This is a genomic window from Luteirhabdus pelagi (assembly GCF_016827595.1).
Lineage (GTDB): Bacteria > Bacteroidota > Bacteroidia > Flavobacteriales > Flavobacteriaceae > Luteirhabdus > Luteirhabdus pelagi.
The window spans coordinates 654,331-678,965 of record NZ_JAECMS010000002.1; the positions used below are offsets into that span (position 1 = coordinate 654,331).

At 41.7% G+C, this 24,635-nt stretch carries 20 protein-coding genes and 1 tRNA gene; 14 read left to right on the top strand and 7 right to left on the bottom strand.

What is annotated here, in order from left to right:
- Positions 1–11 precede the first annotated feature (11 nt).
- Both I4Q58_RS07780 and I4Q58_RS07785 read left to right on the top strand, forming a co-directional pair.
- Positions 12–416: a (deoxy)nucleoside triphosphate pyrophosphohydrolase gene (locus I4Q58_RS07780; protein ID WP_203295319.1), complete on the top strand. Its 405-nt coding sequence runs from the start codon at positions 12–14 to the stop codon at positions 414–416.
- Positions 409–3,546, top strand: a complete 3,138-nt coding sequence (locus I4Q58_RS07785) for a DUF3427 domain-containing protein (protein ID WP_203295320.1) — start codon at positions 409–411, stop codon at positions 3,544–3,546. Before I4Q58_RS07780 ends, I4Q58_RS07785 begins: the two co-directional genes overlap by 8 nt.
- A 20-nt stretch (positions 3,547–3,566) precedes the next feature.
- Here I4Q58_RS07785 and I4Q58_RS07790 read toward each other — a convergent pair whose 3' ends face one another.
- Positions 3,567–4,553, bottom strand: a complete 987-nt coding sequence (locus I4Q58_RS07790) for a bestrophin family protein (protein ID WP_203295321.1) — start codon at positions 4,551–4,553, stop codon at positions 3,567–3,569.
- Between the two features lie 410 nt (positions 4,554–4,963).
- Between I4Q58_RS07790 and trxA the strand changes: the two genes are divergently transcribed.
- The 5 genes from trxA to I4Q58_RS07815 all read left to right on the top strand — a co-directional run bounded on the left by trxA (position 4,964) and on the right by I4Q58_RS07815 (position 8,378).
- Positions 4,964–5,281 (top strand): thioredoxin, encoded by a 318-nt coding sequence (trxA, locus tag I4Q58_RS07795; protein ID WP_203295322.1) that lies wholly within the window; start codon positions 4,964–4,966, stop codon positions 5,279–5,281.
- 105 nt (positions 5,282–5,386) lie between these two features.
- Complete coding sequence (locus I4Q58_RS07800; RefSeq protein WP_203295323.1) at positions 5,387–5,929, top strand: ClpP family protease; 543 nt, start codon at positions 5,387–5,389, stop codon at positions 5,927–5,929.
- A 201-nt stretch (positions 5,930–6,130) separates the two neighbouring features.
- Complete coding sequence (locus I4Q58_RS07805; protein ID WP_203295324.1) at positions 6,131–7,063, top strand: DUF58 domain-containing protein; 933 nt, start codon at positions 6,131–6,133, stop codon at positions 7,061–7,063.
- A gap of 356 nt (positions 7,064–7,419) precedes the next feature.
- Positions 7,420–7,493 (top strand) — tRNA-Asp (locus I4Q58_RS07810).
- 693 nt (positions 7,494–8,186) lie between these two features.
- Positions 8,187–8,378, top strand: coding sequence for a cold-shock protein (locus I4Q58_RS07815; RefSeq protein ID WP_203295325.1), 192 nt, complete (start codon positions 8,187–8,189; stop codon positions 8,376–8,378).
- Positions 8,379–8,432: 54 nt separating this feature from the next.
- Here the strand turns inward: I4Q58_RS07815 and I4Q58_RS07820 are convergent, their stop codons facing one another.
- On the bottom strand, positions 8,433–8,879 hold the full coding sequence (locus I4Q58_RS07820) for a hypothetical protein (protein ID WP_203295326.1): 447 nt from the start codon (positions 8,877–8,879) through the stop codon (positions 8,433–8,435).
- Positions 8,880–9,313: 434 nt separating this feature from the next.
- Here I4Q58_RS07820 and I4Q58_RS07825 point away from each other — a divergent pair, with 434 nt between their 5' ends.
- The 5 genes from I4Q58_RS07825 (at position 9,314) to I4Q58_RS07845 (ending at position 16,765) form a co-directional block, all read left to right on the top strand.
- Positions 9,314–10,543, top strand: a complete 1,230-nt coding sequence (locus I4Q58_RS07825) for a metallophosphoesterase (protein WP_203295327.1) — start codon at positions 9,314–9,316, stop codon at positions 10,541–10,543.
- 54 nt (positions 10,544–10,597) lie between these two features.
- Positions 10,598–10,900, top strand: coding sequence for a thioredoxin family protein (locus I4Q58_RS07830; protein ID WP_203295328.1), 303 nt, complete (start codon positions 10,598–10,600; stop codon positions 10,898–10,900).
- A gap of 91 nt (positions 10,901–10,991) precedes the next feature.
- Entirely contained in the window at positions 10,992–12,551 is a 1,560-nt protein-coding gene (locus I4Q58_RS07835; RefSeq protein ID WP_203295329.1) for an FG-GAP repeat domain-containing protein, read from the top strand.
- Positions 12,552–12,852: 301 nt separating this feature from the next.
- Positions 12,853–14,700 carry an alkaline phosphatase PhoX gene (locus I4Q58_RS07840; protein WP_203295330.1) on the top strand — a complete coding sequence of 616 codons (1,848 nt, stop codon included), beginning with the start codon at positions 12,853–12,855 and terminating at the stop codon, positions 14,698–14,700.
- Positions 14,701–14,827: 127 nt separating this feature from the next.
- Positions 14,828–16,765: a cytochrome c peroxidase gene (locus I4Q58_RS07845; protein ID WP_203295331.1), complete on the top strand. Its 1,938-nt coding sequence runs from the start codon at positions 14,828–14,830 to the stop codon at positions 16,763–16,765.
- Here I4Q58_RS07845 and I4Q58_RS07850 read toward each other — a convergent pair whose 3' ends face one another.
- Genes I4Q58_RS07850 through I4Q58_RS07865 form a run of 4 tightly spaced genes read right to left on the bottom strand, consistent with a single transcriptional unit; the run spans position 16,766 to position 21,869 of the window.
- Entirely contained in the window at positions 16,766–18,169 is a 1,404-nt protein-coding gene (locus I4Q58_RS07850) for a TolC family protein (RefSeq protein ID WP_203295332.1), read from the bottom strand.
- Positions 18,170–18,173: 4 nt separating this feature from the next.
- A complete protein-coding gene (locus tag I4Q58_RS07855; protein ID WP_203295333.1) occupies positions 18,174–19,520 on the bottom strand; it encodes an HlyD family secretion protein in 1,347 nt (448 codons plus the stop codon).
- 2 nt (positions 19,521–19,522) lie between these two features.
- Entirely contained in the window at positions 19,523–21,190 is a 1,668-nt protein-coding gene (locus I4Q58_RS07860; RefSeq protein WP_203295334.1) for a peptidase domain-containing ABC transporter, read from the bottom strand.
- Positions 21,183–21,869 (bottom strand): TetR/AcrR family transcriptional regulator, encoded by a 687-nt coding sequence (locus tag I4Q58_RS07865; protein WP_203295335.1) that lies wholly within the window; start codon positions 21,867–21,869, stop codon positions 21,183–21,185. Before I4Q58_RS07865 ends, I4Q58_RS07860 begins: the two co-directional genes overlap by 8 nt.
- A gap of 111 nt (positions 21,870–21,980) precedes the next feature.
- Here I4Q58_RS07865 and I4Q58_RS07870 point away from each other — a divergent pair, with 111 nt between their 5' ends.
- Positions 21,981–22,535, top strand: a complete 555-nt coding sequence (locus I4Q58_RS07870; RefSeq protein ID WP_203295336.1) for a nitroreductase family protein — start codon at positions 21,981–21,983, stop codon at positions 22,533–22,535.
- Here I4Q58_RS07870 and I4Q58_RS07875 read toward each other — a convergent pair.
- Positions 22,532–23,032 (bottom strand): DUF456 domain-containing protein, encoded by a 501-nt coding sequence (locus tag I4Q58_RS07875; RefSeq protein ID WP_203295337.1) that lies wholly within the window; start codon positions 23,030–23,032, stop codon positions 22,532–22,534. The two genes, I4Q58_RS07870 and I4Q58_RS07875, sit on opposite strands and share 4 nt — an antisense overlap.
- A gap of 109 nt (positions 23,033–23,141) precedes the next feature.
- On the opposite strand from I4Q58_RS07875, the gene I4Q58_RS07880 reads away from it, so the two are divergent.
- On the top strand, positions 23,142–24,635 hold the full coding sequence (locus I4Q58_RS07880; protein WP_203295338.1) for an alpha/beta hydrolase family protein: 1,494 nt from the start codon (positions 23,142–23,144) through the stop codon (positions 24,633–24,635).

The following is a 24,635-nucleotide window of genomic DNA, read 5'->3' on the forward strand; positions in this document are numbered from 1 at the left end:
AACAATAGAGGTTGAAGAAACGTAAAACTATTGAAGTTGTAGCGGCAATAATTGAAAATGGCGATAAAATTCTTTGTGTACAACGCGGAGAAAATAAATTGACCTATATCTCTAAAAAGTTCGAATTTCCTGGCGGGAAGGTTGAAAAAGGTGAGACTTTAGAGTCTGCCTTATCAAGGGAATTGCAAGAAGAGCTTCAAATTGAACCTGATATTCAAAACTTATTTCTAACCGTTAAGCACAGTTATCCAGACTTTGATATTACGATGCACAGCTTTATTTGTAAAGCTAAGACAAGAAATATCAACCTAACAGAACACATTAATTCTGTATGGTTGAAAAAGGATGATTTAACAACATTGGACTGGGCGGCTGCGGATATACCGATAATTAATAAGCTAGCGCGATATGATTGAAGGAATATACGAAGAATTGGTTACCGAATTAATAAAATCAAAACTTGAAAGTGTCGATTCGGAAACATTCCACATAAAGGAAACTAAAGTTGATAAGGAGGAAGCGGCACTACTATTTTCAAAGCATATTGCTAATAGTATCAGATTAGCTTTTCAATCCATAAAGGGTTCTGATCAAATTGATAGGCAGATTGAAATTTCAAACAAAATTATTCGCTTATTAAGGGATGAACTTGACAATACTTCTTTCGATGAAGATTTAATAGCTACTGAGGGGAAAATGCTACATGCAGTTTTTTCAAAAATAGACTCACACTTTTCAGATTTAGATTTACATCTCAAAGAAATTACCCCATACACTAGATTAACGCACAGCGAACTATTTACGGGAGCTAATGCAGGTGTTTCATTGGGTAGCGAATTACAAAAAGAAATTCTTTCTGCAGATAGAATTGATTTGCTCGTTTCATTTATAAAATTCAAGGGGATTATAATTCTAGAACCACAATTTAAAGAGTTTATTGACCGTGGTGGTGAGCTAAGAGTAATTACTACCACATATATGGGTGCTTCTGATTATAAAGCCATTCAGCTACTTTCTAACCTTCCAAATACCACAGTTAAAATTTCCTATAATACTGGCAATGAAAGGTTACATGCTAAGGCATATCTTTTTTACAGAAAAACTGGGTTTCACACTGCTTATATAGGTTCTTCAAATTTTTCTAGATCTGCATTAACAGATGGATTGGAGTGGAATTTGAAAGTCACAACTAAGGAAGTTGGACATATTATAGATAAGTTTCAAAAAACATTCGAAACCTATTGGCAAAGCAATGATTTTGAAATTTTTAATGATGGGATTCACAGAGAACGCTTAATTAAAGAATTAAAAAGTGGAAAATTCAGAAAAGAATCGAATGCGTTTACCACATTTTTTGATTTAAAGCCTTACCCATATCAGAATGAAATCTTGGAAAAATTAGAAGTTGAACGAGGTGTTCATAACAGGTATAAAAATCTAATTGTTGCGGCAACTGGTACTGGCAAAACCGTAATTTCAGCCTTTGACTTTAAAAACTTTAAAAAAGAGAATCCTTCAGCGAAGCTTTTGTTCTTAGCACATAGAAAAGAGATATTAGAGAAATCAATGTCCACCTTTCAAGGGGTGCTTAAAGATAATAATTTCGGGGAGTTATGGGTTGACGGAATGGTGCCCGATCGTTTCGAAAACGTATTTGCATCTGTTCAAACTCTTAATAATAAAGTCGAGAAATTAGACCAATCACCAAGCTATTATGACTTTATAATTATTGATGAATGTCACCATCTGACAGCGAATAGTTACCGTGGCATTATAGAGTACTTCAATCCAAAAATATTACTTGGACTTACAGCAACTCCGGAAAGAATGGATGGTGGAGACATTCAGGAAGATTTTCATAATCGAATAGCAGCTGAAATTAGATTGCCTGAAGCTTTAAATAGGAAATTGTTGTCACCTTTTCAATATTTTGGAATTTCGGACAGTGTAGATCTTTCCAAGGCGAGATGGGAAAGAGGAAGATATGTGCCTTCTGAGTTAACAAAAATATATACGAAAAGTGATCGTCGGGTGGGTGAAATAATTCAAAGTTTAGAAAAATATACTAAGGATATAAATGAGGTTAAAACGCTAGGATTTTGTGTTTCTATCGAGCATGCACAATTTATGGCTCACAAGTTTACATTAGCTGGTTTAAAGGCCGACTATTTAACAAGTTCAAATAGTAAAAATCGAGACACCATTAGAAAATCATTAATGGATGGAACTATTAATTATCTATTTGTCGTTGATATTTTTAATGAAGGAGTCGATATTCCAGAAATAGATACCGTCCTTTTTCTTCGCCCAACAGAAAGCCTTACTATATTTCTGCAACAGTTGGGTAGGGGGCTAAGACTAGCAGATAACAAAGAATGTCTTACTGTTTTAGATTTCGTGGGTAATGTACGTCCAGAATATAATTTTGAAAATAAATTTAGGGCCTTAATTGGGAAAACCAATACCCCCATTAAGAAAGAAGTCGAAGACAGTTTTCCGCATTTGCCTTTAGGCTGTTCTATAGTTCTTGAGAAGAAAGCTAAGGAGTCTATTTTGAAAAATATCAGAAATGCAACTTCACTTTCAAGTAGTCAGCTGATTAATAAAATAAAAACGTTTAAACATCAAACTTCGTTGCCGCTAACATTGAGTAATTTCTTATCAATATATTCAATTAAGTTGCAAAATATCTATAAGCGTAATAGCTGGAATAGACTCTGTCAGTTAGCTGGTGAGGAAGTTGATTATTCATCTGAGGGCGAAAAGGCAATGGTTTCAATGATACTCAGAAAGTGGTTGGCATCTAACTCATTAAGTTATTTCAAATTTATTTTGAATCTCGCTAGAAATAACTTCCAAGTAAAAACTAGAACCTTTTCTGAGGAAGAAAGGTTGATGCTTCTAATGTTGCATTACGATTACTACGGTGAAGCTGGAGGTTCGGAAAATTTAGAAACCAGCATAACGTCAATTGGTAGGAATAGAACGGTGGTTCAAGAAATAGTTGAGGTATTGGAGATTCTTATAGATAGAATAGACTTTAAGGAATTAGAAGTTGACTTGCCATTTAAGCAACCATTGAAAGTTCATGCACGATATACTCGTGATCAGATTCTCGTTGCATTTCGAAAAAGTTCTTTTTCGAAAAAGTCTTCAAATAGGGAGGGAAGTGCGGTGAACAAAGACTTGAATACAGAACTATTGTTTATCAATTTAATTAAATCTGAAGAGAACTTTTCACCAACGACCATGTACGATGACTACGCCGTTACAAAAAATCTTTTTCATTGGCAAAGTCAGAACTCAGCTAGCCCAGAAACGGCCAAAGGTTTATCCTATATCAACCAAGACAAAAATGATAAAATTGTACTTTTATTTGTACGCGAAAAAGCGAAAGATGAATTCGGCAATACAATGGGCTATGTTTTTATAGGTAAAGCATTTATCCAGGATTATTCAGGAGCAAAACCGATGAATATTAATTGGAAACTTGAAGAACCAATGCCAAATTATCTTTGGAAAGAATCTGCAAAATTGGCGATCTAAAGACTTAAGTTTTCAACTAATCACATCAAAAACCCCTTCTCTACCTGTACCGGTGCGGGAATGTCGGTGTCGTTGATCATTTGGCGGAGGTCGATCTCTATGGCGCGGGCGATAGATGTTATCGGCACATCATTATAAGTGCCTTCGAACGGGTTTTCGGAGTAGTCGCCTATCATTTCCATTAAAAAGAACACCCAGATAATCACGGCCGATAGCAAAGAGCCGAATGCAACCAACAACAAACTGTGGGCACCGATAATGTCCAACATCCCAAACGGCACAAACGCACAGAAAATCAAACACAGCCAAAAGGCGGTAGACGCATATTGCCTTGGAAAGGGGAAGTTCTTGATGCGTTCCGATTTGCCTTGGTCTTCATAAAAGGTGGTGATGAGGGCATGGAATTCCATATGACGGAAGTCCTCGAAGTACTGCTTGTCGCGAAGCTGCTGTAACCGTTCCGACTGTATTTTCAGGATTTGCGTGGCCCGATTGGCACTTTCATGGATTTCAGAAATCTCGTGGTCGGGTAGGTAGGCCTTTAGTTCGGTTTCGAGGCTGGTGGTGTAGTTTTCGGTGACTTCAGAAGCAGTTGGGTTTTTACTACCGTTTCGGGAATGCTCCCACGGCTGTGCCCGACGCAATTGGTAGCGAAGGGCGGTCATCCATGCAATATGACGATAGAGCAATTCTTTTTTGATAGCGGGCGCATCAGCACCCTGTACGAAGGCTGAAACCGCTGCACCGAAGGTTCGGCTGTTGTTGACGATGCTTCCCCAGATTTTTCGCGCTTCCCAAGTACGGTCGTAAGAGCTATTGTTCTTAAAGCCCAAATAAAACGCCACCGCAATACCAATTACGCTAATCGGTTGCCACGGAATCTTAAAATAAAAGGGCAGAAAGTACACCGCCAAAAAGATGATGAGGGAGTATAGCAGTCCGATCAACAAGGGTTTTTTGGACCAGTCGAGGGTCATAAAAAACCCGTACTTGCGCTTGGTATACATATCGGTTGGTTTTCGTTTCTAAGATAGGGAATTTTTCAAGACGGAAACCCCGGCCAGGGATGGAGGCGGCATCCTCTTTTGCGTTGCCAGAATTGCTGGGTATTTTTAGACCTGCAGGGTAAAGGCGACCTGCTGGGTCTGGGGTACCCGGCAGGTCTAATTCGCTTTGCATTTCTTGCCCAAGCAAAAGAGATATAGCCGTGAGCCTGCCTGCCCTGTCTGCCGACAGGCAGGCGGCAGGCAGGCCCGGTGCTACGAAGCACACTCTGAAATTTATTGTGAAGGAGTGGGCGAAGGAGCAGGCCGCCCGATAATAAAAAGTAATATGCCCATATCCTAAACCAATGTTAAGCGTGCGATGAAAACTCGTATTTTTGACTACTTTTGTGCAATAATAAAATATAGAAACAATGGCTTTAGAAATAACTGACGAAACATTCGAAGAAACCGTATTGAAAAGCGACAAGCCTGTCTTGGTAGACTTTTGGGCTGCTTGGTGTGGTCCTTGCCGTATGGTAGGCCCCGTAATCGATGAAATTAGCAAGGATTATGAAGGAAAAGCGGTCGTAGGAAAGGTGGATGTAGATGCAAACCAAGAGTTTGCGGCGAAGTATGGCGTTCGAAACATTCCGACGGTGTTGGTTTTCAACAACGGTGAGTTGGTAGGGCGTCAGGTTGGCGTGGCACCGAAAAACGTGTATGCCGAGGCCATCGACGAGCTATTATAAGATATTTTGAAAAAGAAAAATTGATGGAAGGCTTAGCATATCGCTAGGCCTTTTGTTATTTTAGTGCCTGCCTAGTCTGGCGCCAATCATTTAATCAAAAACGCAATGGAGAAAGTATATAAAGTAAAGGACAAAATCGATAATCAGCTGCTCAAGCAGCGCAAGATATTTTTGTGGGGACAAGTAGACGACGACAGTGCCCAGCACGTGGTAGATCGTCTGTTGTACCTCGATTCGTTGAACAATGATGAAATTCAGTTGTACATCAATAGTCCGGGTGGTTATGTAACATCAGGATTTTCAATGTATGACACTATTAAATCGATTAAAAGTCCGGTAAGTACTATTTGTAGCGGATTGGCAGCTTCCATGGGAAGTATTTTGCTTTCCGCTGGAGAGAAGGGCCGACGCTTTATTCAGCCCCATGCGCGCGTGATGATTCACCAGCCAAGCGGTGGCGCCCGTGGTCCAGCCAGTGATATCGAAATCACCGCCCAAGAAATCCTAAAGACAAAGGAACTAAGTGCCAAGATCCTTGCCGATAATTGTGGTCAGGACTACGAAAAAGTGATGAAGGACTTCAACCGCGACCATTGGATGGATGCCGAGGAATCGGTGGAATATGGGATTGTGGATGGAATCTTATAAGAAATGATCTCGAAGGCCCCTCTCCTTTCAAGGAGAGGGGTTGGGGGAGAGGATGTAGATGTATTGAGATGTGAGTATTAGAGTATTGAGAGAAACTTCTCATTACTAATAGCTCACTACTCAAATCTAATTTCTGATGGAAATAAACAACCCTTCGACAGGCTCAGGGTGACAGCTCAGGGTGACTACCAAGACGCGTATATGGAAATTGACAAAGAAATAAACAACATCACAGGTTTCAACAACCTGGAACTGCTCGCTACCCAAGTGGTGGAAGGGTTTATTTCTGGTTTGCATAAAAGTCCGTTCCATGGATTTTCTGCTGAATTTGCCGAACATAAGATTTATAATCAAGGTGAAAGCACCAAGCATATCGATTGGAAGCTCTATGCCAAGACCGATAAGCTGTATACCAAGCGGTATGAGGAAGAAACGAATCTTCGCTGTCATTTGATCGTCGATAACAGCAGCTCGATGCACTATCCGAAGGTAAAACAGTTTACCAGCGATTCGCTCAATAAAATTGGTTTCTCTGTTTTGGCAAGTGCTGCGATTATGAAGTTGTTGAAACGTCAGCGTGACGCGGTAGGATTGAGCATTTATAGCGATACCTATGAGTTCTATGCCAATGAAAAGGGAAGTGAGCGTCACCACCAGATGTTATTAAACCACCTAAACGAAGCATTGCAGCAGAACAAGAAGGATGTTGCTACGAAAACGTATACCCATCTTCATTTAATCGCTGAAAAGTTGAAACGTCGGTCGCTAGTGTTTTTGTTTACCGACATGTTTCAGAGCGATATGGAGGAGGAGAAGTTGTTTGAGGCGCTTCAGCATTTGAAGTACAATAAACATGAAGTGGTATTGTTCCATACGTTTGATGCTGAAAAGGAATTGAATTTCGATTTTGGTAACCGACCGAAACGATTTGTAGATGTGGAAACTGGCGAACATGTGAACCTTTATGCCGATAACGTAAAAGAGGTGTACGAAGAAGCCGTAGCACAGTACTTTGATGACCTAAAAATGAAGTGTGGCCAATATCGCATTAAGTATGTGAAAGCTGATATTAATAAAGGTTTTCAGAAGATCTTGACCACCTATTTAATCGAACGTCAAAAGTTTGGCGGATAAGGAGGAGATTTTTTGATAAAAAGTTTTTGCCGAAATAAAAAGTAGCGTATATTTGCCACCGCTTATAAAAGCAAACGTTCTTATTATAGTGAACACAACGAATAAGTAACAATTGCATCTAAAATCGACTGTTGTCGATGTCCGAGTCAATCGGGTTTTGCAATTGTGTCTGAAAGGTCAGTTGCCTGCCCGGATGAACGGGTTCACCGTTCGGACGGGGTTAGAATATCCCGCTGTGGCGGGAGGGTCGCTGAGCCATAAGGCAAAGACACTGCTTGGGTCTTAATATAAAAGTGAAACAATTGCATCTAAAATCGACTGTTGTCGGTGTCCGAGTCAATCGGGTTTTGCAAATTGGTCTGGTAGTTCAGTTGGTTAGAATACCTGCCTGTCACGCAGGGGGTCGCGAGTTCGAGTCTCGTCCAGACCGCATACACACCTTTGCAAAAAGGTGTCTCATCTAAATTGATGGGATTCCGTAACGAGTGCGGAAATTAAGACGTTGTGTTGAGTCACTTAAATGTGGCTAGTGGTTTTCCTGATATCAATCAGGTACGCCAATGAGAAGCTTTTCCTACTATCTGCAGTGAGCAGATTATCTTGGAAGGGCTTTTTTTGTACCTGCCTCCGACGAGCCAACAGCGTTGGCGAGAGGAAGGCACTTTGACGAGCATTTATGCTACCCCAGCACCTGAAATCAGTCACTATCCATTGATTTTTTGGTTAGTAATGCAGACCACTTATATCTCATAAATTGTACTTTTATATAAATAAATGCCAAAACATGCTATTACTGTATAAATTAGACATACCTTTGCCCGCAGAATGAGTAGGGAATAATTTTAAAAAGTATAGTTTTTCCTTCCATATGTTTTACGGAATCAGCAAGAGTTTGTTGTCAATGAATCCGGAAATTACAAGTTAAGCAGTATAGTATTTTAGTACAGAATCTTTCACAGTACCTAGTAGTAGTCTCTTCCTTTTTTTTCCTTCATCCAATAGATTGTTTACAGCCTTGAGTAACGCACTCAAACCTGTCTGTGTATTTCTTAAAACACAAACAAAATCGATATGAATCTATTTTTCATATCACAATAATTAGTAACCCTAAAATAGGAACACCATGAAAAGAGGAACCGTAAAGTTTTTCAACAACACCAAAGGATTTGGTTTTATTCAACAAGAAGATTCTAACGAGGATATCTTCGTTCACCAGAGCGGACTAATCGATGAGATTCGTGAGGACGACGAGGTAACGTTTGAAACGACCCAAGGGAAGAAAGGTCTTAACGCAATCAATGTAGAATTGGCGTAAGGTTAATCCCAATTGGAAAAAGAAAAGCCATCATTCGATGGCTTTTTTTGTTTCTTATTCTATTCTGCGATAGTTCTCCGAATAGTATTTTTCCCCGTCATTGTCGTACGCGATCTGCCTAAAGGAGTTTTCATTTAGATCCAACTCGTATCGAAAGACCTGCGTAGTATCGGCAATCTGCATCATTCTATACGACGCATACTCCAAACGCTCTTCCAAAAAACCATCCTTCACGGTGTACGTTCCATATCCAAACCATTCCACCGAATCGTTCGGATTATAACGCGACCACATTACCTTGCTTTCACTATACATTTTTACCTGACGGGTACCGTGAATAGTATTGGTAGAATCGATGATCATTCCATTATCGTAAGTGTACTGATTCACCATTTCCCAAACCCCTTTTAAGGTCTGCTTTTGTTGAACGGGACGACTGCTGGCGGCTAGTAAGAAGGCGGCTAAAACTATTCCGAGTAAAGGGTAGAAAATCCGTTTCATAATGTTGATATTTAATACTGAAGTTCAGTTTGTTACGTACATATAAGGTACGAATTTTTTCAATATGAATGGAATATTAGCTCCTAGAACGATGTAGAACGTTCAACATAAATACCCTAAAAAAGAAAAGCCATCACAGATGTGATGACTTTTCGCCCCAAATTTGATCGGCCTGCAAAGATGCAGGTCAACCTACTTATGTGAACCAAAACTACGAAATTTTTCCTACCCCACCACTATAAAAATTAAAAATTAAACGAATTGAAGTATATATAACCAACTGATTTACTGTTAACTATAGCTATTTAAGATAAGTTTGACGTTCGCCTTAACATTTCGGCCGAAGTAAAGAGGGAAATATAGCCGTTAAAGTATTGCAAAGAATTCCCCTGACATACCGTAACACCTTATATTTACGGGCACAACACATGCCCATGGTTCGCTGGATAATTTTTATTGCAATTTATATAGTGGTAGATATCTATGCCTATCAAGCCTTTCGAACCCTCTCCAAAAGCAATTGGTTGCTATCGGCCTATATTTTGGTTTCGCTATTTCTGTTAGGAAGCCTTATCTATCAATTGGAGTTTAACGATTCTACCCGTACCATGACACCCGCTCGGATGTATGTGTTCGGCTTCTTCCTTGCCATTTTTGTGCCGAAACTATTGGTGGTATTGGTAATGGCGTTGGAAGATATAATTCGCCTCTTTGTAGGATTGTTCTCAAAATTTGGGGGGAATGAAGCCTCCTTTTATATGCCATCCCGAAGAACCTTCGTTAGCACTATAGCCCTTACCTTGGCAGCCATTCCCTTTGCATCTTTACTGTATGGAATGTACCGTGGAAAGTATAATTATCAAGTATTGAAATACGCCTTGGAGTTCGACGACCTACCCGAAGCCTTCGATGGCTATACGCTTACACAGATCAGTGATATCCATAGCGGAAGTTTCGATAATGAAGAAAAAGTGAAGTATGCCGTCAACTTGGTAAATGAACAAAAAAGCGATATGATTCTTTTTACGGGCGATTTGGTAAATAACCTCGCCAGTGAAATGGACAATTGGCAGTCGGTCTTTTCTGAATTGAACGCAACCGATGGTATCTATTCCGTACTAGGAAACCATGATTATGGCGATTATATCGAATGGTCTTCCCGCGAAGCACAGGCTGAAAACTTAGAACGCTTAAAAAACATGCAGCGTGATATGGGATGGGAGTTGTTGTTGAATGAAAACCGAACCATTTCAAAAAACGGGGAAACCATAAAATTGATCGGAGTTGAAAATTGGGGTGCCGGTGGCTTTAAAAAAGCAGGCGATTTAGAAAAAGCGTGTGAAGGGGTTGAAGAAACCGACTTTAAAATCCTGATGAGTCACGATCCGTCCCACTGGCAGGCGCAAGTGAAGGAGCACCCAAAAAATATTCAACTTACGCTTAGCGGACATACCCACGGTATGCAATTTGGAATTGAAATCCCAGGCCTTATAAAATGGAGTCCCGTTAAGTATCGCTATGAAAACTGGGCCGGACTGTATGAAGAACTCGGACGCTTTATCCACGTGAACAGAGGATTTGGCTATTTGGGCTATCCAGGTCGCGTCGGAATGTGGCCGGAAATTACGGTCCTAACCTTGAAAAAGAAACGCAATACTGCTTAATAACAGGGAAATACTATATTTGTATTAGCTTTGACTACTGAAAACGCTACACATATGTCAAAATTTGGCGAACTAATCGAAACCAAAATGCCCGTACTGCTAGACTTCTATGCAGAATGGGACGAAGCCTCAAAAGAAATGCATCCCGTCCTACGCGACGTAGCTGCTGCTTTGGGCGATAAGGCACGTGTTATTAAAATCGATGTCGATAAAAATCAGGAATTGGCGGAGGCACTTCGTATCAAAGGCCTTCCTACCTTTATGATCTATAAGAATGGCGAAATGAAATGGCGCCAAAGTGGCGAACAGGATGCCAACACCCTTATCGGTCTCGTCAAGGAATACGTGAAACAATAGGCCTCGACTGAAGGTTTAAATATTTCGTAATCTACGCGTAACCTAAAGCCCTATAGAATTTTCCAACTTGTCATATTGAAATTTGATCAATATGAAAAGTGCTCCCCTTCTTATAAGCATTCTGTTAGTCTTAATGTTGCTTTCATGCAATAAACGAAATTCAAAATATTCATCGGCTGCAACGTTCCCGACGTCAGTTTATAACGACACAAATGAAGATCAGGGTGAAATGTTAGCTCAAATGTATTGTGCTACCTGCCATCAGTACCCAGAGCCTTCATTGCTTGATAAAAATACCTGGAAGGAATTTATTCTCCCACGTATGGGGTATATGTATGGTATTTATAAGGATTCCACCGAGCGTGAAGCCTTGTTCGAACAAAATGAGGGTGGTGTAATCGTCCGTCAACGAAATCTCTTCCCGAAGCGACAGCGTATGCACGATACAATTTGGGAGGCTATTACCAATTTCTATCTCAAAAAGGCTCCGGAATCAATAACATCACCTAAAAAGAAGAATATCACTATGGATCTTTCGCAGTTTCAACCCATCTTTCCGCAGCAGAAAGTACCCATGCCTAGCAGCACCTTTGTCGAGTTTTCCGACCGAGGAACCTTATATTTGGGCGATGCCGCCACCAAGAGCTTTTCAGAGTTTTCAACCGATTTACAATTGTTGAATACCGGAAACGTTCAAGAAGGAGCGGTTTCATTATATGAGGGTGAAGATGATTTTTGGCTGACCGTTATGGGAAGTTTTTCACCTACCGATGCCCCTAAAGGATTTATTGCTACACTTCCGAAGAATAAAGGCGAAAGTAGTGTTCCCATCAAAGACCTGCAACGCCCCGTCCATAGCAGTTATGGCGATATTGATAACGATGGCGATACCGATGTTATCGTATGCGAATTTGGCAAATGGACAGGTGGACTTTCGCTTTTCAGAAATGTTGGGAACGGAATGTATTCAAAATCTACGTTGCTTCCCACACCTGGAGCTATTAAAGCGTATTTGAGAGATATGGATAGCGATGGCGATTTAGATGTGGTAGCACTTTTTGCTCAGGGAGACGAGGGCATCGATATCTTTTACAATTATGGTGAAGGACAGTTCGATCGGAAACGCGTGTTGAAGTTTCATCCATCCATGGGGTCTAGCTTTTTTGATCTTATCGATTATTACAACGACGGACATTTGGACATTCTGTATACTGCGGGCGACAATGCCGATTATGCTCCGGTAATGAAGCCTTGGCATGGGGTGTATGTGTATTTGAATGACGGGGAGAATACATTTTCAGAAGAACTCTTTCTTCATCTAAACGGTGCCTATAATGCCGTTGTAAACGATTTTGATGGTGATGGCGATAGTGATATTGCGGCTATTTCCTTTTTTCCAGATTGGCAGAACACCCCAGAGGAAGGTTTCGTCTATTTTAAAAATGAAGGCAATAGCTTTTCACAGCATACCTTTCCTGAAGTGAACAAAGGCCGATGGGTTGTGATGGATGCTTCCGATTATGATAAGGATGGCGATGTCGATTTAGTCTTAGGTTCACTCGCTTTTGAAGTCGTACCAAAAATGGGTTATGTCGAAAAATGGATCGAGGAGGGCATTCCGTTTGTAGTGCTTCAGAATACGCAATATTGAAAAAATGCTATTTAGAAGAGGTCTACATAAATCGTAAAATACGGTTCTTAACATTGCTTCAATCACTTTGGCACTTTTCATAAGCCGTTGTAAAACAAAAGACTTTTGAGAAACTTTCTAATAGACGCGCTACGCTTCATTTTATTGAAAAGTTAAAAATCCTACCACTTCGAAACGTTGCGCTAAAAGTTTCGTAACACGCCTAACATTCAGGTTAAGATTGCTTCACTTTCACACAAAAAAAACCTAACAACCGCATTCTAGCTTTGGGATACAAATTGTAAAACCAAACTTAGAAACAATGAAAACAAAATTACTGGCTATCTTTTCTCTAGCTGTATCGGCAATCGCGGTTGCCCAAAACGAATTTCCTTCCGTAGTCGTAGAAACCGACTGGGAAGCAACCGAAGTAGTAGTACCACCATCGCCTTTTCAATACCAAGTATTGTTTATAGGAAGTGAGGATATGGTACAAACAGGAATTAATGAAGAAGTTCCTGCAAAACAATGGCACGACTTTATCGGCTTTACGCCTTTAACAGCTGAAGACTGTGTGGACGATCCCAACGCCATTGGTTGGGCTTCTGTAAACCACGAAATGATTCTTTCCGATGATAAAATCGGAGATGGTGGTGGAATGACCGCTTTCCTTTTGGGAAGAAATCCATCGAATGACGAACTATATGTTATTCCTCAGACCTTAACCGATGGTCGTTCTGGCGATTTCTTCAACGTAGATTTCTCTGCGGTTGGTGAAACGGGAATGAACTGTGGCGGTATCAACTCTAACATCGATGGACGTATCTGGACGGCTGAAGAGTGGTTCCGTACGAATAACGAAAGTATCTATGATGGTGGAAACGGGGTTCGCGATACTACCGATTATACTATTAAGTATACCCAATTTGAAATGGCGAACTTCCAAACCATTCCAAAGTACCAGAACTTTAACTGGATGGTTGAAATCGATCCACGTGCTGCAAAGGCGGTTCGTAAGCAATACAACTGGGGACGTCAGCCGTTCGAAGGCGGTACCGTTGCTAACGATAACCAAACCGTTTATATGGGTGCCGATGCAACTCCTGGTTTCTTCACCAAATTCGTAGCCGATACGCCTGGCGATTTTACCGAAGGGACTACCTATGTGTATAAGCACGATGCTGGTGGCGATCCTTGGGTTGAAATCGATAACGAAGACTTCACCAAGATGTTGAATTTTGGAGATGAAGCAGTTTCAGCAGGTGCTACCATGTTCAACCGTTTGGAGTGGGTAACCATCGACAAGACCACAGGTAAAATTTATATGACCGAAACAGGTCGTGATAACCCTGCAGGTAGCTGGGAAGGTGAAGCAGCCGATGGTGCTGTTTACGCGCCACACCATATTCAGCGTGCTACCGATCAAGGAGTATCAGGCCCCGGCGATGCCGACTATTGGGATTACTATGGTCGTGTGTTGGAATACGATCCAGCTACTGGTGAAGTAAACATCTATGTTGAAGGCGGTCCGTATTTCGAAACGAGCCCAGCATTGGATGACTACCCAAACAAGCATCTTTCGAATCCTGATGGTCTAAATATGCTCTATGTGAATGTTGCAGGTGAAGACAAGCGCTATATGTTAATCAACGAGGATTTGAACGGAACTTCCTTCGGCCGTACGCCACTGGAGTATCCTAACGACCGTATGTGTGAAATGTACATCTTGGATATGGACGTAGAAAACCCTGGTATTGATGATTTAATCCGTCTTACCCAAACGCCACGTGGCGCTGAAATTACAGGAGCTTGTGCCACGACGGATGGAAAGTCAGTGTTGGTAAACTCTCAGCACCCTGATACTTCAAACCCATTCCCGTACAACAATTCCTTAACCTTCGCTATTACAGGATTTGACGATTCAGGTGCGATAGCTACCTTATCTGCTCCTGAATTCGATGAGGATGCAACGGGATTTGTGATCTATCCGAACCCAACAGAGCGTATCGTATACTTCAATCAAGTTTCTGATGTTGCACTTTATAATATTTCTGGTCAGCGTATCGCGGTGTACCGAAATGTAAAGTCTATCGATATTTCAGGACTTGCCACTGGAACCTACCTACTTCGTAATGGAGAAGGAGAGACCAAAAAACTTTTGATTAAGTAAAATATATCTTAAGTCAGTTTGTCTGTTCGAGCGCAGTCGAGAACTACCACAGGTATAATCATGCCAACAGGTTTCGACTGCGCTCAACCAGACATATTTAAAGTCATATACAGTATTATTTCCCATCATGCGAACCGATTCCCTTTTATTACTCTTCAGCCTATCCATTTGCGGTATTCTTATCTGGGCTAGCAAGCATTCAACGCCTTCTTCAACCTATACCGCCAAGGCTATTGGTCCTATAAACCAAAAATTTCAAAAAGAATTACAGGAATTCACCAACGAAACCGCAACCTTCAAGGAAGCGACAGTGTTGTATTCCAATCAGACCCTTTCAGAAGAAAAACTTCACCAAAAGTACCACCAGCTTCGTCAGGCTTTTAAGAAAATAGAATTTCTAGTAGAATATCTCGATAAGGAAGCGTTCGATAAAACCTTAAACGGTGCACCACTTCCCAAGCCGGAACCAAAGGTTAGCGACTTTGCCATTCTTCAACCTAAAGGCCTTCAGGTAATCGATGAATTGATGGCGGAACCTTCAGCGGATAATGAAGCACTGCTGGAAATGGCGAGCAAACTGAACCAAGACACCAAAAAAATATATGCTTTTCTAAAACCTCGGAAGATTACCGACCGGCAGTTTTTTGAAGCGTCACGTCAAGCGATCATCCGATTGATTACCTTGGGAATTACTGGGTTTGATACGCCGGGTACATTAAAAGGAGTAACAGATGCTTCAACGGTATTAAACACCCAAAAACAATACTTTACCTTTTATAAAAAGGAACTTTCAAATGTGGCGCGACCTGCATTGCTGACCGATATTCAAAATACAATTGAAAAAGGCCTTCAACAAACGGAAAAGGCAACCTTTGAAGATTTCAACCGCGTTACTTTTATTCAGCACATTGGAACCCCTATCTATAAAAACATTCGGGAAATTCACCGTGCGCTCGGGTATGAAACCATCGATGAGGTTTCCAAATATCCGCTAGCTGTAAACTATGAGGCCGAGCAGTTGTTCTCCAAGGATTTTTTGAATGATTTCTATTATGTGAGTATTCCGCAAGGCGATACATTCGATGACCTGGCTGCCTTGGGAAAATTACTGTTTTACGATCCCGTACTGTCGAACGATAACAAAATGTCATGCGCGAGCTGCCATAAGCCCGAGAAGGCCTTTACCGATGGACTGGCAACGAGCCTTTCCAATAATGGAAAGCCGCTGAAGCGAAATAGCATGACCTTAAATTACTCGGTTTATGCCTCTGGCTTTTTTCACGACTTACGGGCGAAGCGATTGGAAGACCAATTCGAGCATGTGGTGTTGAATCCAGAGGAATTCAATAGTGAATATCGCGCCATTATGGAAAAACTGAACGAAAGTGACACCTATCGGCAATTGTTTCAAAAGGCATTCCCAAATCAGCCAAATCCTATAAAATCACATACCATCGATTATGCCTTAACCACTTATGTAATGAAGTTGAATAGCTTCGATAGTAAGATCGATCAGTTTTTTCAAGGTGAAATTGAAGCCTTATCGGCTTCAGAAGAAAGAGGTTTCAACTTATTTGCAGGAAAGGCTGCCTGTGCAACCTGTCATTTTATCCCCACTTTTTCAGGCTTGGTGCCGCCGTTATATGTCGACACCGAATCTGAAGTCTTGGGCGTTCCCGATACTACCGAATCGCCTGCTATTGATGATGACCTAGGACGTGTAAATAATGGATCTACCCGTGAAGTAGCACCCTTTTATGCACATTCGTTTAAAACACCAACGCTTCGAAACATCAATAAGACCGGTCCTTATATGCACAACGGTGTTTTTAATACGTTGGAAGAGGTAATGGATTTCTATAATGAAGGTGGCGGTGCTGGGCGTGGTGCCGAGATACCACACCAAACCCTTGCAGCAGATGCGTTGGATTTAACAGAAGAAGAAATCAGCAATATTATAGCTTTTATGAAAGCGCTTTCGGATACGAGTGAAGTAACCCCTCCTGATAGTTTGCCGCGTGATTTTTCTGAAAAAAACATCAACAGTCGTAAGCTGTTGAAGTAATTATGGAATGGCATCGGGGTTTTGAACCGTAGTACGGAATAGATCCAATTTCGCCCGAAACCATTTGTTTTCCAAATCGATTTCCTTTAAACGGGCATCGATAAAGCGATTTTCTCGGGAAATGACTAAGAACAGTGAGCTTTCCCCCAAGTCGAATTTTCGGATTTCAGCCTCCCACAAGGTTTCGTAATTGGTCACGATATCTTGAATCACATCATACTGATCGCTATACGACTGTACCGCGGTAAACGCAGCATCCAATTTGTTGCGCAATTGAAGTTTTTCGTTTTCCAGTGTAAATTCGCCATCTTGTTCCTTCGCCTTGGCTAATTGAAGCGCACCGCGTTCTTTTCGAAGAAATATAGGAACACTCAGTTGTAAACCAGCCTTTAGGTTATCATTTATAAACGAATTGGCCACTTCGGGGGTGGTGGTCAAAAAGTTGTAGTAGGCCGATACGTCTGGCAACAATAAATTTCTTTTGAGGCGTGTATCCAACTGCAACTGATCCACCTTTCGCTGTACTGCTTGAATTTTAGGGTGATTGGTAATATCGATATCGTTCAACGCCAAACCGGACAATGCCAAAACGCGATCCATTTCCGAAGGTGCTACCGGAACGGGTGTAACGTCCTGCTGTAGTTCAACCGGAATGGTGTTGGAGAGCCAGAGATAGTTTGAAACTTCCAGGGCAGCCTTTCGATAGGCTAATCGAGCTGCCTCCAACGACAACTGCCTGTTTTGAAAGGTAATTTTGGCTTCCGTACTATCAATTGCGGCCATTTCACCAACTTCCGCTTGCTTCTTAATGCCTTGAAAGCGATCTTCAGCATTGGTTAAAAACGTTTCATATACCGATCGCTCTTTAAACGCTTGTAGCCAATCGATATAGGCAATAGCGGCATCGTGTAGGATGGCATTCACCAGAATATCGCGTTCGGCCTGTGTTTGTTGTATGAATAACTTTGCTTTGCGTACGGTTGCCATACGTTTCGTCAATAGAAATCCTTCTTTTAAGGAAAGGGAGACGCCAGCGCTATACAGACCGTCTTCAGGTACTACGTTCTGCGGATTTAAAAACTCCCCTGAGTTCTGTTCCCAAGAGGCTTTTAGTTCAATACCATACCACGTTGGAATCTTAAAACTTGTATTGAGGTTATCGTAATACTCAGTTCCTTTGAATTCCTTATTTTCATAGTCGACTTCCACCTTTGGATCGAATCCACCTCTTGCTTCCAGCAAAGAAGCTTCACTCATTTCCAATTGGAGGTTCGCCTGCTTCACCACGGGATGAAAGGCCTTTACTTGGGCCATATACTCTTCAAATCCTAACACCTTCTCTTGTGCTAGCAAAAACGTACTGCCCAGTAAAAAACTAACGAATATGTGAAAAAGCGTTCTCATTTCCCTATTTCTTTGCGGTTTCAGTGGTAGTTGGTGTATAGTAATTCGGTGGGAAGCCATTTAGCTGTCGCCACAATTCATACCAAATCGGTACATCCTCCAATAGCGCCAAGGTAAACGCGCCACTACCGATGCGAATATCCTCGGGCCATGGATGATCGTTAGGATCGGGCGATAACAACACACGGTATTTTCCATTGGTGGAGATATAATTTTCAATGGCAACCACTTTTCCACCATAGGTTCCGTAAGAAAGGTTCGGCCATCCGCTAAAGACAATGGCAGGCCACCCATCAAAACGCACCCGCATTTCTTCTCCTAAATGAATCAAGGGAATATCGATAGGATCTACAAAGGTCTCTACTGCCTTTTCGTATTGTGAAGGCATGATATTGACCAATTGCTCGCCTTCCTTGAAGGTTTCCCCCACACCAGAACGAATCGCTTTGTTGATATAGCCATTTTGCGGTGCTTTCACATAATAAAGACTGTTTCTGATTTCATAATTGCTGTAATCATTTTGCAACTTGCTTACCTGAGCTTCCGTATCGAACTGATTCGATTGGGCCGTAAACTTTTCACTCTGTGCCTTTGCAATTTTATCGGCATACTCGGCGCTAATTCTGCTAAGCTCCACCTGAGCATTTATCACATCATTTCTGCTCGATAGCAGTTTGTTCTCTTGTGAAACCAACTTGGCAGAGGTCTCCTGAAGTTTCAGTCGTTTTTGTTCTACATCGGTCAACGACTTCAAGCCTTCCTGCTGCAGCGTGTTGATTCGCTCGAACTGTCGCTCGGCAATCGTCTGGTTTGTTTTGGCTGCTTCTAGGTCGATGCTATCGCTCTTTACGTTCAATCGTGCTTGTTGTAGCTTATTCTTTGCTTGCTCCAACTTAAGGCGCTGCTCGGAAGAAAGCGCTGCGATTTGGTTTTCCAAGGCTTTCACCTTCTCCTTATACGATTCGACAGAAAGACTCTTCGAATTGATTTGCTCTCCCGTCCGTGCTACCAATTTTGGGTCGAAATATTGGTTCTGCACCTCCGAAATATGAAGGATGGTATCGCCTTTCTCCACAAAATCGCCTTCACGCACATACCATTTTTCGATTTTTCCTGGAATTGGCGACTGAATGGTCTGCGGACGCTGCTCTGGTGTTAAGGTCGTAAGCGTTCCCGTGCCTGTTACAGTCTGTGTCCATGGCAGGAACATGATAATTATAGCAACGATGGCAAATACCAATAGAAAGCGGTTGAAATGCTTATAATGGCGCTTGTGAAACACAATCTTTCCCGAGGCGAATTGCTTCAGGTCTAAATTGGGACGCGTAGGTAAATTTGAAATGTTTAACATCGTTATGCTTTTAAGGTTAAACGTCCGGCTTCCATGTAGGCATGGCTGTTACAATATTTCTTCCATAGAGCATTCTGACTTACGACGATTAGGCCCCACGGACGATCTGGGTGTGTGAGGTATTCGATGATGTCCTCTTGTTCATCGGGTGGTAGCTGCTCCAAAGGTTCGTTAAGGAGTAACAGCTTTGGATTGGTAACAATGCTACGTGCCAAAACGATTTTCTTGCTCACTGAAAAAGGGATTTTCTTGCCTTCAGGATATAACATACTGTTCAATCCTTTGGGCAGTTTTTTAATGAAATCGGATAGCCCCGTTGCTGCTATGGCATTTTCGACCATTTCCATTGAAATGGACGGGTCGCCAAAGGTGAGGTTTTCCAGAACAGTCCCTTCAAAAGGTGATTCTTCTGAAAGGGATTGACCGATACCAGCGCGATATTTATTGGGATGTATCCCTTGCATGGATTTTTCATTGACGAACATTTTTCCTTCTGAAGGAGCGATGATGCCTGATATAAGTTGAAGTAGGGTAGACTTACCCGATCCGCTAGGACCATTCAACAATAATCGTGAGTGTTTATCGAGCTGTAAATTGATGTCTTTCAGCAACACCTCGCCATTATCGTGCGCCCTGTAGATAACCTCTGACAGTTCTAGTTTAAATGGGCGGTCGGTTTCGAACGGATCGCTTCCTTCCTGAGGCTCCATTTCCTTGTCGACGACCACCCCAAGTTTTTCCAGGGAAGTAAGCAGGTCGTAAAAGGACTCCAATCGTAGGATAAGTTTTTCTACCGCACCGATGATCAGTAGGATAATGATTTCCGCCGCTACAAATTGTCCGATATTCATTTCTTGGTTTAATACCAAAATCCCTCCGATTAGCAATAAGCCTGCTGTTACCAAGACTTTAAAGGTGATTAGTTGGGCGAATTGAATGACAAGGACCTTAAAGTGACTTTCACGTGCTTCGAGATATTCCGTTACCAATTGATCGTTTTTGGAAAGTGCCCAAGATGTTTTTCCGGAAAGCTTAAAGCTGGTGACGGAACGCGCAATTTCCTGAAGCCAATGCGCAATACGATACTTTTGTGTGCTTTCCTCCAAACTCGTCCGCATTCCTTTCTTTCCCGTGAATTTGATGATGAGGTAAATGATAAGAACCAAGAGGACACCATATACGATAAAGAACGGGTGGTAAAGTGATAATAATAAGAGCCCGAAAATGATTTGAAGCAAGGAGGCTGGAAAATCCAGTAGGATTTTTGTTATTTCCTTTTGAACCGTTATTGTATCGAAAAAACGATTTGCCAACTCTGGTGGATAGAATTGCTTAAAAGCTTCCATCTTAATTTTTGGGAAGCGATAGGCGAATTCGAAAGAAGATCGTGTAAAGATTTTCTGTTGCACATTCTCGATGATTCGGAATTGCATGAGTTGAAGAACACCGACAAAGGCAACCCCTAAGGTAACGAGCACGACCAGCATAACCCATGAGGTACTTATTTCGGCGCCTTGAATGAGGTTGATGATGGCCTGAATTCCTAACGGAAGGGAAAGGCTGACCAATCCTGCGAAAATGGCATAGTAAATTATTTGGAGAACGTCTTTTCGATCCAGTTTCAAAAGATTTACGAGTCGTTTCCAGGGCGATAAGGGATCGTTATGCATGGGTTTCAAGATTTAGGGATGAAAACAACAAATCGGTAAAGAAGTCCTTTGGAGCAACGGTCTTACTGCAACTCGTCAAGGACGAAAAATGCTGCATTAGAAAATGTTGGTGCAACACCCCTTCGACGGTAGTGCTGGCAAGACTAGCTGCAAAACCATAGTCGGGTTGTGCTTCTAAAATCATATCCTTTACACGTCCGACCAATCGCTTGTAGATTGCAAAAAAGCCTTCTTTATTCTCTTTATCGACTTCCTTGGTGAGGTACGACTTCGAATATTCATTGATAACAATGGCATTTAAAGCTTTCTCGTCGATATGCGAGTAGGTAGAATCCTCTTTCACCTCTTCCGACAAAATATCGATGGCTTTTTTCAGCTTTTCTTTGGAATCGCTGATATTATTGGTAGCAAACACCAATCGATATTCCATCCATCCCCAATACCAAGAAGTTAGATAGAGCAGAAGTTTATGTTTGTTTTCGAAATAGCGATATATGGAGCTTTCGTTACTGCCAATGCGATCGCCCAGTTTTTTAAAGGTGAAGCATTCGAACCCCATATCGTCGATTAACGTGATGCTCTCTCCAACAATGCGCTTTCCCAAATCTGAAGTTTCTGGATCTTTGAGATACAACTTATCGTGCACCACCACCTTCAAGTTTTTAAGTAAATTTTGCATTTCCGAATATTTTAGACGCAAAAATAATAGTAATACTATCATATTTGCAAGTATTAACAATTTTTTAATGTTGAATGGATTGATAACCTTATTTTTGTGTGAAAAAGAAGCATGAAAATTGAAGAAGCTATTCCACAGCGACGCTCGGTATATCCACCGCAGTATTCCGATAAGGAGATAACAAGGGAAACCATTGAAACGATTTTAGAAGCTGCTAATTGGGCGCCTACGCACAGACGAACGGAGCCCTGGCGTTTTAAGGTGTTTCAGGGAAAAGCGAAACAGGAACTTGCTGAATTCTTACGAGAGGCCTATTTGAAGCATGAAAATGCGCCATCCACCTTTAAGGCAAAGCGCGTTGAGAGTAAAGTGCAACAAGCAGCCTGTGTCTTGGCTATCTGTATGCAGCGCGATCCCAAAGAGTCAGTTCCCGAATGGGAGGAAATTGCGGCTACTTCCATGGCGGTTCAAAACCTATGGCTTCGTGCAAGAAGTATTGGGATCGGTGGTTATTGGAGCACTCCTTTCCTAAAAGATCATATTGGCGATTATATTTCCTTGAAAGAAGGTGAAACGTGCTTAGGTTTTTTCTATATGGGATATGTTGAAGAATGGCCCGAAGGAAGTCGCGAGACTTCAATTGCAGACAAAACGGAGTTTATCTAGAATAGAAGGTCCCAGTTACCGATTAGTTTGTAAATAAAAAGCCCGAGATACACGACCGTTGCCAGGAACTTGATGAAGGTCGATGCCAGAAAACCTAAAAAGGATCCAAACGCAGCTTTCATCGCGAGTTTCTTTTCGGTCTTATTTACAATTAATTCACCCACCAAAGCGCCTACAAAGGCACCGATTAATATTCCAAACGGAACGGGAACAAACAATCCGACCAACAATCCGATAGTAGTACCCCAAGCACCCGCCTTACTACCACCAAATCGCTTGGTGCCCATGGCGGGAATGATATAGTCGAGAACGTAAAGCCCAATCGCTACGACTCCTGTAATAGTGATAAAAAGCCAATCGAACGGAAGGGAAGGAGCGAGATAGAGCAAGACCAATCCCAACCAACTAATGGGTGTTCCGGGTAACACCGGAAGGATGCTTCCCGCCATTCCGATAAGCATACATACGAATCCTAAAACCACCATTGCTATATCCATGTTTCAAAAATAGTACTCTAACCCAAACTTCAACACAAAATATTTCAACTAAATATTTAGTTAAACTAAAAAATTAGTTATATTTGGAACTATTGTTATTCATCTTGCTATGGGGAAAAGGTTCCATCCATTATACATACTGCTGCTGCTGCCTTTCTTGGTAGGCGCACAAACCTATATTGGTGAATTGCTTTATCGAGATTCGTTTCAATACATAAAGATTGAAGCTTCCGATAGCCTTGTTTCGATTAGCATGCCTTATATGGATGGAAGAAAATCTTATCCTACTTCCCAACGGCAACTTACCAGACCATTTCAGATAAAACGGGAAAATAGAACTTGGACTTTCAATTTAAAGGAGGAAGAAAACACCCTTTCAGGCACCATAAGCATTGGAAATATGGCGCAGCCTATAGTATTTCACAAACAAGCATCACCTATTGCGGCAGCTGACTTGTCAAAATTTGAAGGAATTTTTCGGGATGAAAACGGTACGAGAACAACCGTATATAAACGAAACGGATACCTTCACATGCTGTCGCCCTATTCTGGTAGAACGATGTCGCTGAAACCAATCGCTCCCAATACTTTTTGGACCGTTTCAGGTTGTATTTGGAAGTACGACGCAGCATCTTTAGCTTATACACGCATCGATCGAAACCAAAATAAAATTCAACTTACGAAATTGGGTACCATTCACGTTGAAGGGCAATGGATTCCTATACAAAACGACACCTTGTATGCGAAACTTTTCTTCCCACCTGATACCGGAAGTGTTCCCGCTTGTTTGGTGCTTCCCGGAGGTGGAGCTGTAGGCATGGACAATTATGAATATGAAGCGCGTTTTTTTGCAGCCAATGGCATGCTCGCCATGGTGTTCGATAAATCAGGTAACGGAAAATCGAAGGGACCGGGAAACTTTAACCGACAAACCTTTGAGGAAAAAAATGATCAGTATAAAGCGCTCTTTCAATACCTTCAACAACATCCTAGAAGTTTAAAAAACAAAGTGGGAGTCCATGGGCCGAGTGAAGGCGGCAGGTTGGCCCTTATGATGGCGAGCGACCTTCCCGAGATGGCTTTTGTAAATGCCACGGCGGCACCAATTATGACAATGCGGGAGGGACAATTATATGCGGTCGATCATTATCATCGCGCGCTCGGGGTTTCGGAAGCAGACAATAATGCTATCGCCGCGATTTGGAACGACTATTACGAAGGCATTATCAATGATAGTATTCCACCATCGGTTATCGATCGGGCCAATCAATTTCGAGGAAATCAGGACCGGTTGTTTCTCCCGCCGAATGCAACGGGAATTCCAATGTCGCCTTCAAAAGAAGACCTGCAGAATAAGCGGGTGGTTACCGATTTAAAAAATATTCAATGTCCGATCTTGCTTCAATACGGTGAAAACGACCAGCGTGTCGATGCTACGGCAAGTATCCGTACCTTTAAGGAACACGTTTCACCAAACATAAAAACCACCATCCTCCAATATCCACGGGCAAGCCATTCTTTTATGACCCCAGAATATGAAATCAGTTACGGGTATTTGGACGATAAACTCGCGTGGCTAAAGGAAATAGGAATTTTAAAATGA

Bases quoted from the DNA above. Each gene is read 5' to 3' on its own strand.
- I4Q58_RS07785 (WP_203295320.1), top strand. From the start codon at position 409: ATGATTGAAGGAATATACGAAGAATTGGTTACCGAATTAATAAAATCA.
- I4Q58_RS07790 (WP_203295321.1), bottom strand. From the start codon at position 4,553: ATGTATACCAAGCGCAAGTACGGGTTTTTTATGACCCTCGACTGGTCC.
- trxA (WP_203295322.1), top strand. From the start codon at position 4,964: ATGGCTTTAGAAATAACTGACGAAACATTCGAAGAAACCGTATTGAAA.
- I4Q58_RS07800 (WP_203295323.1), top strand. From the start codon at position 5,387: ATGGAGAAAGTATATAAAGTAAAGGACAAAATCGATAATCAGCTGCTC.
- I4Q58_RS07805 (WP_203295324.1), top strand. From the start codon at position 6,131: ATGGAAATTGACAAAGAAATAAACAACATCACAGGTTTCAACAACCTG.
- I4Q58_RS07815 (WP_203295325.1), top strand. From the start codon at position 8,187: ATGAAAAGAGGAACCGTAAAGTTTTTCAACAACACCAAAGGATTTGGT.
- I4Q58_RS07820 (WP_203295326.1), bottom strand. From the start codon at position 8,879: ATGAAACGGATTTTCTACCCTTTACTCGGAATAGTTTTAGCCGCCTTC.
- I4Q58_RS07825 (WP_203295327.1), top strand. From the start codon at position 9,314: ATGGTTCGCTGGATAATTTTTATTGCAATTTATATAGTGGTAGATATC.
- I4Q58_RS07830 (WP_203295328.1), top strand. From the start codon at position 10,598: ATGTCAAAATTTGGCGAACTAATCGAAACCAAAATGCCCGTACTGCTA.
- I4Q58_RS07835 (WP_203295329.1), top strand. From the start codon at position 10,992: ATGAAAAGTGCTCCCCTTCTTATAAGCATTCTGTTAGTCTTAATGTTG.
- I4Q58_RS07840 (WP_203295330.1), top strand. From the start codon at position 12,853: ATGAAAACAAAATTACTGGCTATCTTTTCTCTAGCTGTATCGGCAATC.
- I4Q58_RS07845 (WP_203295331.1), top strand. From the start codon at position 14,828: ATGCGAACCGATTCCCTTTTATTACTCTTCAGCCTATCCATTTGCGGT.
- I4Q58_RS07850 (WP_203295332.1), bottom strand. From the start codon at position 18,169: ATGAGAACGCTTTTTCACATATTCGTTAGTTTTTTACTGGGCAGTACG.
- I4Q58_RS07855 (WP_203295333.1), bottom strand. From the start codon at position 19,520: ATGTTAAACATTTCAAATTTACCTACGCGTCCCAATTTAGACCTGAAG.
- I4Q58_RS07860 (WP_203295334.1), bottom strand. From the start codon at position 21,190: ATGCATAACGATCCCTTATCGCCCTGGAAACGACTCGTAAATCTTTTG.
- I4Q58_RS07865 (WP_203295335.1), bottom strand. From the start codon at position 21,869: ATGCAAAATTTACTTAAAAACTTGAAGGTGGTGGTGCACGATAAGTTG.
- I4Q58_RS07870 (WP_203295336.1), top strand. From the start codon at position 21,981: ATGAAAATTGAAGAAGCTATTCCACAGCGACGCTCGGTATATCCACCG.
- I4Q58_RS07875 (WP_203295337.1), bottom strand. From the start codon at position 23,032: ATGGATATAGCAATGGTGGTTTTAGGATTCGTATGTATGCTTATCGGA.
- I4Q58_RS07880 (WP_203295338.1), top strand. From the start codon at position 23,142: ATGGGGAAAAGGTTCCATCCATTATACATACTGCTGCTGCTGCCTTTC.